13 protein-coding genes are annotated in these 15,468 nt (G+C 71.7%); 3 read left to right on the top strand and 10 right to left on the bottom strand.

Annotation, left to right across the window (positions count from 1 at the left end):
• Positions 1–53: 53 nt before the first annotated feature.
• Positions 54–1,703 (bottom strand): acyl-CoA synthetase, encoded by a 1,650-nt coding sequence (locus NRB56_RS23750; protein WP_153345730.1) that lies wholly within the window; start codon positions 1,701–1,703, stop codon positions 54–56.
• Positions 1,704–1,903: 200 nt separating this feature from the next.
• On the opposite strand from NRB56_RS23750, the gene NRB56_RS23745 reads away from it, so the two are divergent.
• Both NRB56_RS23745 and NRB56_RS23740 read left to right on the top strand, forming a co-directional pair.
• Complete coding sequence (locus tag NRB56_RS23745) at positions 1,904–2,764, top strand: oxygenase MpaB family protein (protein WP_153345728.1); 861 nt, start codon at positions 1,904–1,906, stop codon at positions 2,762–2,764.
• Between the two features lie 104 nt (positions 2,765–2,868).
• Positions 2,869–6,342: a tetratricopeptide repeat protein gene (locus NRB56_RS23740; RefSeq protein ID WP_319943437.1), complete on the top strand. Its 3,474-nt coding sequence runs from the start codon at positions 2,869–2,871 to the stop codon at positions 6,340–6,342.
• 7 nt (positions 6,343–6,349) lie between these two features.
• Here NRB56_RS23740 and NRB56_RS23735 read toward each other — a convergent pair whose 3' ends face one another.
• The 8 genes from NRB56_RS23735 to NRB56_RS23700 form a co-directional block, all read right to left on the bottom strand.
• The gene (locus NRB56_RS23735; RefSeq protein ID WP_153345726.1) at positions 6,350–7,792 is read right to left on the bottom strand and encodes an ABC1 kinase family protein; all 1,443 of its coding nucleotides are present in this window, start codon (positions 7,790–7,792) and stop codon (positions 6,350–6,352) included.
• A gap of 23 nt (positions 7,793–7,815) precedes the next feature.
• Positions 7,816–8,322: an Imm42 family immunity protein gene (locus tag NRB56_RS23730; protein WP_153345724.1), complete on the bottom strand. Its 507-nt coding sequence runs from the start codon at positions 8,320–8,322 to the stop codon at positions 7,816–7,818.
• A gap of 536 nt (positions 8,323–8,858) precedes the next feature.
• Positions 8,859–9,215 (bottom strand): hypothetical protein, encoded by a 357-nt coding sequence (locus NRB56_RS23725; protein WP_153345722.1) that lies wholly within the window; start codon positions 9,213–9,215, stop codon positions 8,859–8,861.
• A gap of 139 nt (positions 9,216–9,354) precedes the next feature.
• Positions 9,355–10,296: an oxidoreductase gene (locus tag NRB56_RS23720; protein ID WP_153345720.1), complete on the bottom strand. Its 942-nt coding sequence runs from the start codon at positions 10,294–10,296 to the stop codon at positions 9,355–9,357.
• A 155-nt stretch (positions 10,297–10,451) separates the two neighbouring features.
• Entirely contained in the window at positions 10,452–10,895 is a 444-nt protein-coding gene (locus NRB56_RS23715; protein WP_319943436.1) for a TIGR03618 family F420-dependent PPOX class oxidoreductase, read from the bottom strand.
• Positions 10,896–10,935: 40 nt separating this feature from the next.
• Positions 10,936–11,640 (bottom strand): nitroreductase family protein, encoded by a 705-nt coding sequence (locus tag NRB56_RS23710; protein WP_153346044.1) that lies wholly within the window; start codon positions 11,638–11,640, stop codon positions 10,936–10,938.
• A 114-nt stretch (positions 11,641–11,754) separates the two neighbouring features.
• Positions 11,755–12,912, bottom strand: coding sequence for a DUF5925 domain-containing protein (locus NRB56_RS23705; RefSeq protein ID WP_153345718.1), 1,158 nt, complete (start codon positions 12,910–12,912; stop codon positions 11,755–11,757).
• 51 nt (positions 12,913–12,963) lie between these two features.
• Entirely contained in the window at positions 12,964–13,494 is a 531-nt protein-coding gene (locus NRB56_RS23700; RefSeq protein WP_153345716.1) for a TetR/AcrR family transcriptional regulator, read from the bottom strand.
• A gap of 81 nt (positions 13,495–13,575) precedes the next feature.
• On the opposite strand from NRB56_RS23700, the gene NRB56_RS23695 reads away from it, so the two are divergent.
• Positions 13,576–14,613 carry an LLM class flavin-dependent oxidoreductase gene (locus tag NRB56_RS23695; protein ID WP_153345714.1) on the top strand — a complete coding sequence of 346 codons (1,038 nt, stop codon included), beginning with the start codon at positions 13,576–13,578 and terminating at the stop codon, positions 14,611–14,613.
• Here NRB56_RS23695 and NRB56_RS23690 read toward each other — a convergent pair.
• Positions 14,560–15,339 (bottom strand): PP2C family protein-serine/threonine phosphatase, encoded by a 780-nt coding sequence (locus NRB56_RS23690; RefSeq protein WP_319943435.1) that lies wholly within the window; start codon positions 15,337–15,339, stop codon positions 14,560–14,562. The two genes, NRB56_RS23695 and NRB56_RS23690, sit on opposite strands and share 54 nt — an antisense overlap.
• Positions 15,340–15,468: the final 129 nt, after the last annotated feature.

The following is a 15,468-nucleotide window of genomic DNA, read 5'->3' as shown; positions in this document are numbered from 1 at the left end:
TCATTCTAGCAGCGGCCGCCGCCTCGTCCGGCGGCGGCGCCACGCGGCCCGGCTCAGCCGACCTCGGCCTCGTACAGGTTGCGCCGCATCAGCTTCCCGGTCGCGTTGCGGGGTAGTTCGGTCAGGAAGATCACGTCGCGGGGCACCTTGTGCCGGGCCAGGTGGGCCTTGACGTAGTCGCGGACCTCCTGTTCCTCGAGGGTGATCCCCTCGGCGGGAACCACGAAGGCGCGCAACCGCTTACCGAAATCGCGGTCGTCGACGCCGATCACGGCCGCCTCCAGCACGTCCGGGCGTTCGACGAGCAGGTTCTCCACCTCGAGCGGGTAGACGTTCTCACCGCCGGAGACGATCATGTCGTCGTCCCGGCCGTCGATGAAAAGCCTTCCGTCGGAATCGAAGTGGCCGACATCACCGCTGCACAGCAGTCCGTCGACGATCTCCTTGTGGCCACCGTCGGTGTATCCGGCGAAGCTCAGGCCGCTGGAGACGAAGATGGTGCCGACCCGGTCCGGTTCGGTGATCCGGCGGCGCCGCTCGTCGTAGAGGGCCACCCGGCAGCCGACCGGCGGGCGGCCCACCGTCCCGGGCGCGGCGCGCAGATCCTCCGGGGTGGCCACGGCGGCGACGGCCACCTCCGTCGACGCGTAGAGGTTGTAGAGCACGTCACCGAACGCCTCCGCGGCGCGGCGGCCCAGATCCGGCGACAGCGACGACCCGGCCGCGAAGATCACCTCCAGCGACGACGTGTCGTATTCGGCCAGCACGTCGTCGCCGAGGTCGACGATGCGCTGCAGCATCGTCGGCACCAGCACGAGCGTCTTCGCGCGGTATCTCGCGATGTCGGCCAGCACCCGGCGGGCGTCGAAACGCCCCTGCTGGAAGACGATCGCGTTGCCCAGCGCCCAGCCCAGGCTGAACTGGGACAACCCGGTGCCGTGGAAGATCGGCGCCGCCATGATGACGGTGTCGGCCTCCGGGAACGGGATCCGGTCCAGGAACTGCGCGGACAGCAAAGGCGAAACCTTGTCCCGCGGAGCGCCTTTCGGCATGCCCGTGGTGCCGCTGGTGAGGATCACGACGCCGCCCGGCCGGTCCGGGGTGGGCAGCTCGCCCGCGGGATGCGCGGCGATCAGCTTGTCGACGGTCGGCACCGGCGCCGGATCGACCGAGGGATCCGGCACCCAGGTGAGCACGCGCGGCACCGAATCCGGCACCGCGGCCGCCGTCACCAGGAACTCCTCGTCCAGCAGCAGTGCGCCGACCTGTTCGCGCTCGGCCACCGCGGCGAGCTGCGGACCGGCGAATCCGGTGTTCATCAGCACCACCCGCGCGCCGAGTTTGCCGCCCGCCAGCAGGGTCAGCACCATGCCGCGATGGTCGCGGCACAGGGCGGCCACCACCGCGCCGGGCCCGATCCCGAGCGCGGTCAGACCGTGGGCCAGCGCGTTCGATTGCTCGTCGAGCTCGTCGAAGGTGAGCTCGCCGTGCGCGTCGACGATCGCGACCGATCCGCCGGCGCGGCGCCGGGCCTGCCGCAGCACGGTGACGAACGGGCCGTAGGCGGCCGCGTCGCGCATCGTGCGCACTATCTCCGCCGGGCGGCGCACCGGATCGATCATCCCGCGCCGGCGCAACACACCGGCCGCGGCCCACGAATCGGATACCGAGCGTGCGGCCTCCGACAGCTTCTTCCTCAACATGCACCCCTGGGTCCAACTCGACGGTGAGCGGACCGGCGCCGCCTCGCGCCGCCGGCCCATCACCCAGATCTCCGCAACATCCGAAGCCTATCCCACGACCAGAATTTCCGTTAACTTATCGGCGCATCCGGGGCATTGCGCCCCGGTCGCCGCTCTGAGAATATGAAACGTAAACCATCTCAACTAATCGCGGAGGAGACATGCCCGACCGCGCCCCCACCGCGCCCCGGCCCGGTACCACCGACGCCGCCACGGACCGCCGCCACCGCTACATGTCCGGCCCGGCCGCCCTGCTCGGCGGCCCCGCCAACGTGATCATGCAACTCGGACTCCCGCCCGTCGGCCGCGGCATCATCGAGAGCACCGTCACCAGCGGGCGGTTCGACCTGCATCCCCGCAAGCGGGGCAAGACGACGCTCACCTATCTCGCGGTCGCGCTGCTCGGCACCGACGAGGACCGCGACGCCTTCCGCGCCGCGGTCGACACCTCGCACCGCCACGTGCGCTCCACCGAGCGGAGTCCGGTCCGCTACAACGCCTTCGACCCGCGGCTGCAGCTGTGGGTCGCGGCCTGCCTCTACCGCGGCACCGCCGACTCCGTCGCCCTGCTGTTCGGCGGGATCGACGAGCACGACGCCGAGGAGATGTACGCCGACTGCGCCCGATTCGGGACCACGCTGCAGGTCCGCGCCGATATGTGGCCGGCCGACCGCGACGCGTTCCGGGAGTACTGGGACTCGATGCTCGCCGAGATCTCCTTCGACGACGAGGTGCGCCGCTACCTGCTCGATCAGGTCGTCGACCTCGGTCCCTACCACCCGATCCAGCGGGTGGCGTTCCGGCGGATCAACCGGTTCTTCACGACCGGCTATCTGCCGCAACAGTTCCGCGACGAACTCGGCCTGGACTGGGGGCCGCGGCGGCAGCGGGCGTTCGAGCTCGTCATGCGCTCGATCGGCCGTGCCACGGCGGTGCTGCCGACGAGCTGGCGCCTGTACCCGTTCGAGGGCTACCTGAACGATATGCGCGAGCGGCGTGCCCAGGGCAAGAACCTGGTCTGAACGCGGATGTACCGCGATGCGGCGGATTTGCGGGCCGAACGGCACACACCGGGAGGCCGGACCCGGCGTGGACGGCCGCGTCGTCCGGCTCTAACCTGGCAGCCGTGACAGGATCCGCCGACGGCAGCGCGGCCGGCAAGTTGAGCTCGGCCAGAACGCATTTCGCGGATTCTCTGACCGAGCTGTTCGCCGCCGCCGGAAATCCGACCCTGGATCAGGTCTTCCGGGCCACCCGCTCCCGCTTCCCGGCCGCCCGGCGGCTGCCGCCGGTCCAGCGGATCAGCGACTGGCGATCCGGGCGGGCGGTGCCCGCCCGGTTCGCCTCCTTCGAACCGGTCCTCGACACGCTCACCGCACTGGCCCGGCAGCACGGCACCGCCGCGGGCTCGCGGTTGGTGAATCGCATCGCGTGGCAACGGCTCTGGAACGAGGCCAACGCCGAGGCCCGCAGCGACCGCGCCCCGGAACAGCCGCTGCGCGCGTCACCGCTGCCGCTGCCGCGACCGGCCGTCACCGACACCCTCCCGCGCGATATCGACACCCTGATCGGGCGCGAGCCCGAACTCCAGCGCATCCTCGACCTCGCGGCCACCGGCCCGGCGGTGTCGATCTACACCATCGACGGGATGCCCGGCGTCGGCAAGACCGCGCTGGCCACCCGGGCCGCGCACCGGCTGGCCGAGCGCTATCCGGACGGCCGCTTCTTCGTCAACCTGCACGCGCACACCTCCGGGCACAGCGCGGCCACTCCGACCGAGGTGCTGGCCGGACTGCTCACCGATCTCGGCGTGGATCCGCGCAATGTGCCCGACACCCTGGAGAGCCGCCGCAACATGTGGCGAAATCAGGTGGCGGGCAAGCGAATTCTGCTCGTCCTCGACGACGCCCGGGACCACGATCAGGTGGAGCCGCTGCTGCCCAACGGGCCCGGCTGCCTGACGCTGATCACCAGCCGGCGGCGGCTGGTCGCGCTCGACGGCTCGCTGCCGCTGGCGCTGGACACCCTGGACCCGGAGAAGGCCGCCGAACTGTTCGCCACGCTGGCGCGCCGGCCCGCCTCCGACGGCGACGGCGCCGCGATGGCCGACATCGCGCGGCTGTGCGGTTACCTCCCGCTGGCGATCGTGCTGCTCGCCGGGCGGCTGGCCCACCACACGGCCTGGACCATTCCCGAGGCCGCCGCCGATTTCGCCGCCGCGCAGGACCGGCTGTCCGAACTCGAGGCCGGGGAGCGCGCGGTCCGGGCGGCGTTCACGATGTCCTACCGCGACCTGCCGCCGCACCGGCAGCGGCTGTTCCGGCTGCTGAGCGCGCACCCCGGCCCCGATATCGACAGTTACGCGGCCGCGGTGCTGGCCGGCAGCACCGAGACCGAGGCGCGCCGCGAACTGGAGGTGCTGTTCACCGACCATCTGATCGAGGAACCCGCCCGCGGCCGCTACCGGATGCACGATCTGCTGCGCGAATACGCGCGGGCGCTACCCGGAGGCGACGACGACGAGCACCGCGCCGCCGTCGACCGGCTGCTGGACCACTATCAGCGCACCGGCGAACGGGCCAACTGGTTCCTGGTCGGCGGGCCACGGCCACAGCCGGGCACCGGCGAGCCGGAATCCGACGCGGCCCCACGGTTCACCACCGCGGCGGCGGCGCTGACCTGGATGCGGGCCGAGCGCGGCAATCTGCTGTCCTGCCTGGAATACGGTGCGGCGCACCATCAACCGGCCCGGGTGATCGGATTGACCAGCGCGCTGGCCGGATTGCTGCGCCTGGACGGCCCCTGGCCGCTGGCCATCCGGCTGCACCGCCGGGCGGCCACCCACGCCGAACACAGCGACGATCGGGTCGGCCAGGCCGCCGCGCTGCTGGACCTCGGCACCGTCCGCTACGCCACCGGCGACTACCCGGGCACCGAGAGCCTGGCCCGGCAGGCGCTGGCGGTGTACCGCGGGCTCGGCGAGCGGGCCGGCGAGGCGCGCTGCCTGAGCATCCTCGGCCGATTGGGTTACGCCACCGGCGATTACCCCGGCACCGCGGATCTGATGCGCCGGGCGCTGGCCATCTATCAGGAGGTCGGCGACGGGCTCGGCGAGGCGTACGCGCTCATCGGGCTGGGCGTGGTGCGCTACGCCACCGGCGACTATCCGGGCACCGTCAGCCTGGTCGAGCAGGCGCTCGGGGTGTTCCAGGAGATCGACGACCGCTCGGGCGAGGCGTACGCGCTCAACGAGCTCGGCGTCGTGCACTACGCCACCGGCGATTACGCGGGCGCCGTCACGGCACTCGAACAGGCCCGGGCACTCTCGCGGGAGATCGACGACCGGTTCGGCATCGCCTACGCCCTCAACGATCTGGTCGCGGTGCGCTTCGCGATGGGCGACTATCCCGGCGCCGCGGAACTGACGACGGTAGCGCTGCGCAACTACCGGGAGGTCGGCGACCGCTGGGGCGAGGCGTACGCGCTGAGCAATCTGGGCCGGGTCAGCTACGCCACCGGCGACTGCTCCGACGCCTCGGTCCAGATGGGCCGGGCGCTGGCCATGTTCGAGGACATCGGCGACCGGGTCGGGCAGGCCTACGTGCTCAGCGACCTCGGGTTGGTCCGCTACTCCACCGGCGACTACTCCGGCGCGGTCGACCGGATGGAACAGGCGCTGGCGATCTTCCTGGACATCGGTGACCGGGTGGGCCAGGCGTACACGCTGATCGAACTGGGTCTGCTGGCGTACGCCGACGGCGGATATCCACGCGCCGACGAGCGAATGCAGCAGGCGCTCACCATCTTCCGCGAGATCGGCGACCGGGTCGGGCAGGCCTACGCCCTCAGCGGCCTCGGCCGCCTGAGCTACGTCACCGACGACGTCCCCGGCGGCATCGATCGGCTGCAGCAGGCGCTGGGCATCTTCCGCGAGATCGGCGACCGGGTCGGGCAGGCCTACGCGCTGAGCAGCCTCGGCCGGTTGCGGTATGCCAGCGGTGATCTCGCGGGCACCGATACCCTCGTGCACCAGGCGAAGTCGATCTTCGAGGAGATCGGCGACCGGTTCGGCCACGCGTTCAGCCTCGCGGGGCTGACCCTGTTGCACGGCGCCGCAGACGATTTCGTCGCCGCGACGGGATACGCGCAGCAGGCCCTGGCGATCTTCCGCGAGATCGGCGACCGGGTCAGTCAGGGCTACACCTTCATCGGGCTCGGGCTGCTGCGCTATCAGGCCGGCGACTACGCGGGCGCGGCCGAACTGGTGCAACAGGCGCCGATGATCTTCCGGGAGATCGGCGACCGGCTCGGCGAGGCGTACGCCTTCATGGGGCTCGGGCTCGTGCGCTACAAGGTCGGCGACTACTCCGGCGGCACGGACCTGGTGCAGCAGGCGCTGGCGATCTTCCGCGACGTCGGCGAACGTCCCGGGCAGACCGAGATGCTGGACCGGATCAGCAATCTGTGGGACGAGTACAGCCCGCCGCAGAATCCGGTCGCCTCCTACATCGATACGGTGCGCCTGGTCCGCGAGATCCAGATCCGGTGGAAGCGGCGCCGGGTGTGGCGGGACCTGCCAGTGCCCGTCACACCCCGGTGACCGCCGGTCACGCCCCGCCGGCCGCCGCACCCTCGCGGTCCCGTCGCCAGATCCGGTGCTGCTCACCGAGTTCGGTGACCGGCTCGTCGTCGTACAGCCACTCCCGCGCGATCCGATGCCAGTTCGCGGTGGCCCGCAACTGGCCGAGGGTGCCGAAGGTCATGAAATCGGCTCGGCGGGAGAACAGATGCTCCGGCGGCAGATTCTGCCGCCGCATGCCGGCGAACTCCGCCAGCCGCGGATCGATCGCCATCAGGAACGCGCCGGAGGCCAGATCCGGGGTGATCGGCAGCGGTTCGTCGACCAGGCACCATTCCGAGGCCGCGAGCACGTACTCGTAGCACTCCTGCGCGGTCACCCCGGCGGCGTCGTCGATGACGCCCCGGTCGACCATGAGCCGGTACAGGTCGTCGTGCCGGTCCTCGGCCGCCGCGCGCAGACAGGCCACCTCGAAGGCCATGTGCCCCTTGTCCATTCGCTTGTACAGGCCGAAGTCGAGGAAAGCCAGCCGGCCGTCCGGGCGCAGCACCAGATTGCCCGGATGCGGGTCGCCGCAGAACTCGCCGAGCTCGTACAGCGAGCCGATGTAGAAGCGGTAGACGATCTCGCCGAGGCGGTCGCGCTCGGCGTCCGGCAGCGCCCGCACGGTCTCGAACGGCATCCCATCGCAGAACTCGGTGACCAGCACGTGGGCGCTGCCGAGTTCCGGGAACGCGCGTGGCACCGAGATGAACGGATGACCGGTGAACAGGTCCGCCACCTGCCGCTGGGTCCGGGCCTCGGTGGTGTAGTCCAGTTCGTTCAGCACGGTCGAGCGGAACTCGTCCAGCACCGCGACGGTGAAGCCGGGCAGGAATTGCGCGATCAGGAAGCGCAGCATGCCGATGTTGCGCAGATCCGCGCGGACGGCCGCGTCGATGCCCGGATACTGCACCTTCACCGCGACGTCGGTCCCGTCGTGCAGCCGGGCCCGGTAGACCTGCCCGATCGAGGCCGCGGCGACCGGTTCCGGATCGAACTCCGCGAACAGCTTCTCCAGCGGTGCGCCGCGTTCCTCCTCGACGACCCGGCGCATCGTCGCGAAGTCGACCGCCGGCGCCCCGTCGCGCAGCACCGCCAACCGGGTCTGGAACGATTCGCGCTGGTCCGGCGGCACCAGGTCCAGATCCAGCATGGACAGGAACTGGCCGAGCTTCATGGCCAGGCCCTTCATATCGCCGAGCACCACGACCAGCTGTTCGGCCATCTTCACGGTCGACTCGTCGGCCAGCCGCTCGCGCGCCGCCGCCGAGCGGCCGATCATCGACAGCCGGGTGCGCCGCTTGCGCACGGCCTGCGCCGCCACCACAGCACCCAGCCGTGAGCCCCGGACCAGCCGGGACGTGGCGACCGGCTTCGCGGCCGACGCCGCGGCGCCCTCGGCTTCCGCGGGGACTTCGAGCCGGTCCATATCGCACCTCCGCGCCGAACCTATCACTGCCCGCCGAAGGGCAAGCCGTCGAGGAACATTCGCAGCACCGCGTCGAACTCGCCTCGGCGCAGGGCACATTCGCGCACCTCCGGATGCCCGATCCGGCACCAGATCAGCCGGGCGGCGGTCTCGTCCTCGACGACGAAAACGTCCCAGGGATCGAAGGATTCGGTGCGCGGCCCGACGAACAACGGCCAGTAGAGCCGGCCGTCGGCATCGATCTGTTCCTCGGTGCGCTCGTTGTCGGTGAACAGGGCGTCGGTGACGATCCGCACCACGTCGGCGGCGGGCACGGCCATCAGGTCGGGATGGCGGCGGCGGCCGGCGCGCGCCGCGATCCGATCGGTCGCGACGGCGGCTGCCACGATCGAGATCGCCGGATCGTAGCGGCCCACCGGATCGCCCCCGCACCACCACCGGAGGTGGCCGGGCAGCCGATCCGGTCGCTCCGGGTCGACCGCATCCAGCTCGTATTCGATTCCGAACCGGCTCCGGTCCCCGACCAGCATTCCGTCTTCCTCCCTGGCAGCTGTACCGGCTCACCGTAGGAGACCGGGCCGGCCGGCCCGGACCGGCCGCGCGGCGGATCCGCACGTCGGACCCTTTCCGGTCCGGAAAATCGGGGTCCGCTCCGGAACGGGCATGTTTCGCCCGCCGATCGGGCCGGTCCGGCGGGTCCGGGATCCGGTCCGGCCGCCGATGTCCGGGATGTTCCGGTCCGGATCACCGGATCGATGCCGTGACCAGTGTCTTTCCTGTGAACAACGGATCGTGGCTGTCGCCGCGACCGGATCGCCGCCTACGGTCGAGACGTCGATGGGCACCACGGAGGGGAGTCATCGACAGCGGCTCGGTGGCGATCGGAGGGGACGCCATCGAGAGGGTCCCGCCCCGGCGTTCCGGGGCGGGACCTTTCGCTTTCACCGGCCCCGAACACGGAGAAGCCGTGCCCAGGCCCGTCGGCCTGAGCACGGCTGTCCCCGGAATCCGGTCCCGCCGGGATCAGGGAGGAGGAGGCGGGCAGCCCGGACATCCGGGTCCGGGATTACGGCGGGGGCATCGCCGGGGCCCGGAGCGGGTGGGGTGGTGGTGGTACGAAGCCGGGAGGTGGCGGGCCCTCGTGCCAGCCACGGTTCTCCGGCGGGCCGTCGCGCCACCACGGATCGTCCGGCGGGCCCTCACCCCAGCCGGGATCGTCCGGGCCGTCCCGCCACCGGTCGGCATCCGGTGGCGGCGGACCGTCGAACCGGTCGTCGCCGGGGGGCGGAGGGAACCAGGGCGGGCCCGGCGGCGGCGGGGGCTGCGCACCGGCGGCGGGGAGCACGGACAGGGCGGGGGCCAGCGCGAGCAGGGCTGCCACCGCGAACACCGTCCGGCGGATACGACGGTCCAGCGTCTTCACGGTCCTCCTCTCGGGGGCCGTTCCGAGTACGGCCGCCCCATCGATCATGTGACCGGAGGGGCCCCGCTGTCGCTGAAAGTTAGCCAACTGAGACGAGCGACCGCCGTGTCGCGGTTGCGACCGGCGACCGCTCGATATCTCAGGCCGGGAACGCGTATTCGACGCCGCTGAGCCGGGTGCAGATCTCCCACAGCCGCGCGCCGGTGGCCGGATCCGACGCCACCGGGCCCGGATCGCGGGCGGCCGGATAGCCGCGCATGTTCCGGAGGCGGTCCGGACAGAAGAACTCGCCGCCGCGGACCTCGGGATCCACGGCCGCCCGCAGTGTGTTCAGCGCGCCCCGCTCGGCGGATATGGCCAGCGGTGCGGTGAAGCGGCGCATCGTCTTCGAGCCCATGAAGCCGACGAAGCCGCCGGTGTTGACGCCGAAGTCGGTGTTCGCGCCGCCGGGATGTGCCGCGGTCACAAGGGTTTTGGCGTCCGCGGCGGTCAACCGGCGCTGAAGTTCCAGAGCGAACACCAGATTGGCCAGCTTGGATTGCGCGTACGCCTTCCAGCGCCCGTAACCGCGCCGGGCGTAGTCCAGATCGTCGAGATCCAGTTCGTCCATGCCCGAGACGTTGCTGCTGACCATGACGATTCGGCCGGCCGGTGCGGCCAGCACCCGGTCCAGCAGCAGTCCGGTGAACGCGAACGGCCCCAGCTGATTGGTGGCGAACGTGCGATCGACGCCCTCGACGAGCGACAGTTCACCGAACGCGGCCCCGGCGTTGTTGATCAGGAGGTCGATCCGGGCCAGCCGCTCCCGCAGTTCCTCCGCCGCGGCGCGGATCGAGCCGGCGTCGGCCAGATCCAGCCGGACCGAACTCAATTCGGCGTCCGGCGCGGTGAGCCGGATCGCCTCGGCCGCCGCGGTGGCCCGCTCCGGATTCCGGCAGGCCAGCACCACGTGCGCGCCGCGCTCCGCGAGCATCCGCGCGGTCTCGAATCCGAGCCCGGAATTGGCGCCCGTCACCACCACCGATCGGCCGCGCTGATCCGGTATCTCGGCTGCAGTCCATCTCGCCCTGGACCCGACCATGTCACTCCCTCCGAAAATCATGCCGCCCAAGTATTTCCAGTGACCTGAGACACTGCAAGTAGTCGAGCGGAATCCGCCGGGGCGGGCGGCTTCGCCGCCTGTTCCGATCGGATACGGTTCCGGTCCGAGGGTGCGCCGCCGGGCCTGCGCCGCGCTCAGCCGTTGCTGTACACGCGCTCAGGAGTGACGAGCAGCACAGTGCGACGCTCCGCGAGCATCACCCGGTCGTACTCGTCCCAATCGTCGTGCGTGCCACCGGCGGCGGTGAACACCTCGCGCAGCAACAACCGCAGCCCCTCCGCGTCGACGCCGGGCGCCGGATCGTCCGGACCGGCGATCCAGACCGGGCCCTCGACCGTCGCCCACTGCCAACCGGCGTGGGCGACGATCGTCGCACGCGGCCGGGCACGCAGATTCGCCAGTTTGCGGCTGGTTCCGAACACCACCAGCCCGACGACGTCCGCGCCGGTACCGGGATGCCGCAGCACACCGACATTGACCAGCGTCGACTGAATCGTGTTGTCGGCGCGCAGGGTCGAGACCACACAGAGGCCGTTGCTCCGGTCGGCCAGCCGGGCGAAATCCGCGAGATCGGTCACAGCCGGAGTCTACGTGCCGGCAACCCCGGCGGACGGAGCCCTACAGGTCGGTCCCGCCGTCCTCGGTGGCCGCCGAGTCGAGCAGCGGGCCCGCCGGTTCGTCCCAGCGGTCGAGGAAGACGGACTCCGCCAGCGGGCGGCGGCGGACCGGGCCGAAGCCGCCGCGTGGCCAGCCGACCACGACGTGCCCGGCGACGATCCAGTTGTCCGGCACCCCGACGGCGGTGCGCAGCAATGCCTCGCCCCCGTAGGAGGCCCAGCTGGTCAGGCAGGCGCCCAGCCCGCAGGCCCGCGCGGCCAGCAGGAAGTTCTGCACGGCCGGGAAGATCGAGCCGCCGAGCAACAGCTCCGACGCCGTGCTGAACCGTTCCTGGGTGAACAGCACCGAGGTGAATTCGCCTGCCCGGTCGTGCAATTCGTAGACCGCGCGATCGTTGCGGGCCCGGCGGCCGGGGTCGGCCGGATCCGGCCGGGTCATCCCGTAGACCGGCTCGATGATCTGCAATGCCTCGGCCGCGGCGCGCGCGACGACGGCCCGCAGCTCCGGCGAGCGCAGCACCACGAACCGCCGGGCCTGGGCGTTGGCCCCGGACGGCGCCCACGTGGCCGCCCGCAGGCAGCGGGTCAGGGTGGCGTCGTCGACCGGCTCGTCGGTGAAGCGGCGGATCGAGCGGGCGGTGGACATCACCTCCCAGACGTCCGCCGCGGAATCTCCGGGCACGTCGTGCGTGCCGGTCGTGCGCATGCTGATCGCGGTCGCCGAGCCGCGTTCGTCCGAAACCGTCACCGGTGTTCACCTTCCCGTCCCGCAACCCGCACGCCGACATTACCTCGTGCGTGCGGGCGCGGGCACCGGGCGCTACAGGTATCCGCCGACCACCGGGGCCGGCGGCAGCGCCTGGATGCGGGCGTGGTCGTCCCGGGCCTCGATGAGCTCCGCGAGCGTCATGCCGTCCGGCCCGACGGCGGGCCGCGGCCGATCGCCGAGTTCCCGGTCCAGCCAGGCCACCGCCTCCGGGTGCGAGAGCCGGCCCACCTCGAGCTGCGCGAGGCAGCGGCCGGGGCGGATCACCGCGGGGTGCAGCCGGGACAGGTTCTCGTTGGTGGTGATCGCCACCAGTACGTCGCGGCCCTGGCCCAGCATGCCGTCGGTGAGGTTCAGCAGCCGCGACAGGCCCTGGCCGGTGGACTCCTTCGCCGAGCCGCGGATCAGCTCGTCGCAGTCCTCCAGGACCAGCAGCCGCCAGCGCCGCTTCTCCTCGTCGTAGGTGTCGACGCCGATGGCGACCTCCATGAGGTAACCGGTGTCGGCGAACAGCGCCTCGGGATCGAGCACGCAGTCGACCTGGCACCAGTCCGACCACTCCCGGGCCAGGGCGCGCAGGGCGGAGGTCTTGCCGGTGCCCGGCGGGCCGTGCAGCAGGAGCAGCCGCGCGCTGACGTCGCCGGGCCGCAGCGACATCAGCTGACGCATGGCCGCGGCCACGCCGGTGGCGTAGTTGCCCGCGATCTCGGCCCAGCCCGCGGCGGTGATGGTGCGCTCCCGCCGGTTCGGGCCGCGCGACCCGGCGTGCCAGAAGCCCATGGACACCTGACTGTCGTCGACTTCCGGTGCGGCCGTGGCATTCTCGGAGCACGCGGCGATCACCTCACGCGCCAGCTCCTCGCTGACGGCACAGACGTGCAGCATCGCGTCGCCACCGGACCGGCGCAGGCTGCGCAGCGTCCAGCCGTCGCCGCTGGCCAGCAGGGTGCGGGTGCCGCCGTCCTCGCTGGTGCGCAGCACGCGCGCGCCCTCGGGGCACAGCGGCGCGTCCGGTTTGACGTGCGAGAGGTCGGCGGAGCGGGCGTGCGGCTGCTCGCCGCTGAGGTACGGCGCGAGGCCGAGCGCGTCGATGACGTCGCGCGGCGAGTCGCTGTCGTCGACGTGCATCACCCACGACAGCGGCCCGGCCGACGCCGCCGCGGGCTCGTCGCGCCCGACCAGCCGGAGACGGTCCTGGGGATTCGTGGTCATCCTTCGATGATCGACGCGAGATCGGCTCGGGTCCAGTGATTTTCGGCCGGATCAGCTCCGGTCCGGCCCGAGCAGCCGGGCGGTCAGGGCGAGCACGCCCGCGCGGTGGCGGGGGCCGGAGATCGCCGCGGTGATCTCCGGGCGCAGGCACGCGAACACGGCCAGGGCCAGGAATTCCGCGTCGGCCTCCGGTGCCGCCTCGGCGATCAGCTCGGCGAGCAGCGCCTGCCACGGACCCCAGGTGCGGGCGTGGCAGCCCTCGGGCAGGGCGCGCAGCAGCGGCTGCAACCCGGAGCAGAGGTCGAAGACGGCGGCGACGTAGGCGACGATCCGGTCACCCGCCGGGACGGCGGTATCGGCGGCGATGTCGCGGGCCCGGTCCCAGGCGCGGCAGGTCCGGTCGTCGAACACCGCCCGGATGAGGCCCTCGCGGTCGGTGAACCGGCGGAACAGGGTGCCCTTGCCGACGGCGGCGGCCGCGGCGATCTCGTCCATCGAGACGTCGACCCGCTGTTCCTCGCAGATCAGGCGACCGGCCACCGCGAGGATCGCGGTGCGGTTGCGTTCGGCGTCGGCACGCATCGGGCCCTCCGGTCGACACAAGCGGACTGACAGTCCGTATCATAGCGGGTGCACGTCTCTCCTGCCGGAAGGCCGTTCCGTATGCCCATCGCCCTGTCCATCCTCGATCTCGCGTCGATCGCGCCCGGGGAGACCGCGCGCGACAGCTTCGACAACAGCGTCGCGATCGCCCGCGCCGCCGAGCGCGGCGGTTATCGCCGCGTCTGGTACGCCGAGCACCACAACATGAACACCATCGCCTCCAGCGCGACCAGCGTGCTGATCGGTTACGTGGCGGCCAACACCGACACGATCCGGCTCGGCGCGGGCGGCATCATGCTGCCGAACCATTCGCCGCTGGTGATCGCCGAACAGTTCGGCACGCTGGAGACGCTGTTCCCCGGCCGGATCGACCTCGGACTCGGCCGGGCCCCCGGAAGCGACCAGAAGACCATGCTCGCGCTGCGCCGCGACCACGCGTCGGCGGACTCGTTCCCCCGCGACGTGCTGGAATTGCAGGGCTATCTGACCGGACGGTCCCGGATACCGGGTGTGCGCGCGGTACCGCAGGCGCCGGAGGCGGTGCCGCTGTACATCCTCGGCTCATCGCTGTTCGGCGCGCAGCTCGCCGCCCAGCTGGGCCTGCCGTACGCCTTCGCCTCGCACTTCGCGCCGGACGCGCTGCACCAGGCGGTGGAGATCTACCGCGAGCGGTTCCAGCCGTCGGATCAGCTGGCCGAGCCGTACGTGATGGCCGCGGCGAACGTGTTCGCCGCGGCCGACGCCGAGGACGCGCGGCAGCAGCGGGCCGTCGCCTATCGGGCGCGGGCCCGGAGCATGATCTCCCGCGGCGCTGCCGACGTGCGGTTCACCGACGACGAGATCGACGCGTTCCTGGCGTCGCCGAACGGCAGCCAGCTCGCCGCGATGATGAAGTACACCGCCGCCGGCACCCCCGGCGAGGTCCGCGACTTCCTCACGAAGTTCGCGGCCGGCATCGGCGCCGACGAGCTCATTCTCGCCCACCACGCCTCGGCTCTCGCGGACCGGGTGCGGTCGGTCGAACTCGTCGGCGCGGCCTTCGAGCTAACCGCGGTCGACCACGAGCGCGGTGGTGTTGTCGGTTCCGCCGGCGCGTAACGCGCTGTCCACCAACGCTTCCGCCGCGGCCGCCGGGCCGGTCGAGTCGCTCAGGACGGATTTCACCGTCGCCATGTCGATCGGCTTGTGCACGCCGTCGGTACACAGCAGCAGCCGGCCGGTGCTCGAGCCGGTGGCCGCGTGGCCGACGGCGCCGGGCCGGACGGTCCGGGCCGAGGTGGTCACCAGGTGGTCCATCCGGGCCGCGGGATGGTGTCCGTAGGTGCGCAGATATTCGCCGACGGTGTGGTCGGTGGTGATCTGGTGCAGCACCCGCCCGTTCCAGCGGTAGGCGCGGCAGTCGCCCACCCACGCGATATCGATGCGGCCGTCGGCCCGGCCGGCCGCCGGCAGGACCGCCACGACCAGCACCGCGTCGGCCTCGTCCTGCGGATACTGGCGGCGCAGTTCCTGTTGCGCGGCCAGGATGCCGGCCCGCGCGCCGCGCCGCGCCCCGGTCTGCGCCGCGACCGCGGCCACGGTCCGGGCCGCCCGCACGGCCAGCAGATGATTGCCCACCCCGTCGGCGACCACGAACGCGCTGCGGCCCATCGCGGCGTCCGTGTACGCCGCCACCGCGTCCGCGTTCAGTGACCGCCCGCCGCGGCGGCTCACCGACTCACCGGTGATCCCCACCATCCGCAACAGCTCGCGGCGGGTGATGGCGACCGTCATGTCGTCGAGTTCCGGTTCGTCCCCCGGCTCCTGCCCCACGCTGTTCAGCACGCCCTCCAGTTCACCTCAGCACCGGCGCATTTCGAGTCGGAGCCAGCCGTGCAGTTGCTGTGAATACTGACACGGAAACGTCACGGTCCGCCCGGAAACGGGCCGTGCGCGCGGGGACCGGAACGCCGT

The organism is Nocardia aurantia, assembly GCF_009604425.1.
GTDB classification, from domain to species: Bacteria; Actinomycetota; Actinomycetes; order Mycobacteriales; family Mycobacteriaceae; genus Nocardia; species Nocardia aurantia.
This window is presented reverse-complemented; position numbering and strand designations above follow the sequence as displayed.

What these genes read in the sequence shown, in the direction of transcription:
- NRB56_RS23745 (WP_153345728.1), top strand. Translation starts at nt 1,904, where the DNA reads ATGCCCGACCGCGCCCCCACCGCGCCCCGGCCCGGTACCACCGACGCC.
- NRB56_RS23710 (WP_153346044.1), bottom strand. Translation starts at nt 11,640, where the DNA reads ATGCGCACGACCGGCACGCACGACGTGCCCGGAGATTCCGCGGCGGAC.
- NRB56_RS23695 (WP_153345714.1), top strand. Translation starts at nt 13,576, where the DNA reads ATGCCCATCGCCCTGTCCATCCTCGATCTCGCGTCGATCGCGCCCGGG.
- NRB56_RS23735 (WP_153345726.1), bottom strand. Translation starts at nt 7,792, where the DNA reads ATGGACCGGCTCGAAGTCCCCGCGGAAGCCGAGGGCGCCGCGGCGTCG.
- NRB56_RS23705 (WP_153345718.1), bottom strand. Translation starts at nt 12,912, where the DNA reads ATGACCACGAATCCCCAGGACCGTCTCCGGCTGGTCGGGCGCGACGAG.
- NRB56_RS23730 (WP_153345724.1), bottom strand. Translation starts at nt 8,322, where the DNA reads ATGCTGGTCGGGGACCGGAGCCGGTTCGGAATCGAATACGAGCTGGAT.
- NRB56_RS23720 (WP_153345720.1), bottom strand. Translation starts at nt 10,296, where the DNA reads ATGGTCGGGTCCAGGGCGAGATGGACTGCAGCCGAGATACCGGATCAG.
- NRB56_RS23700 (WP_153345716.1), bottom strand. Translation starts at nt 13,494, where the DNA reads ATGCGTGCCGACGCCGAACGCAACCGCACCGCGATCCTCGCGGTGGCC.
- NRB56_RS23750 (WP_153345730.1), bottom strand. Translation starts at nt 1,703, where the DNA reads ATGTTGAGGAAGAAGCTGTCGGAGGCCGCACGCTCGGTATCCGATTCG.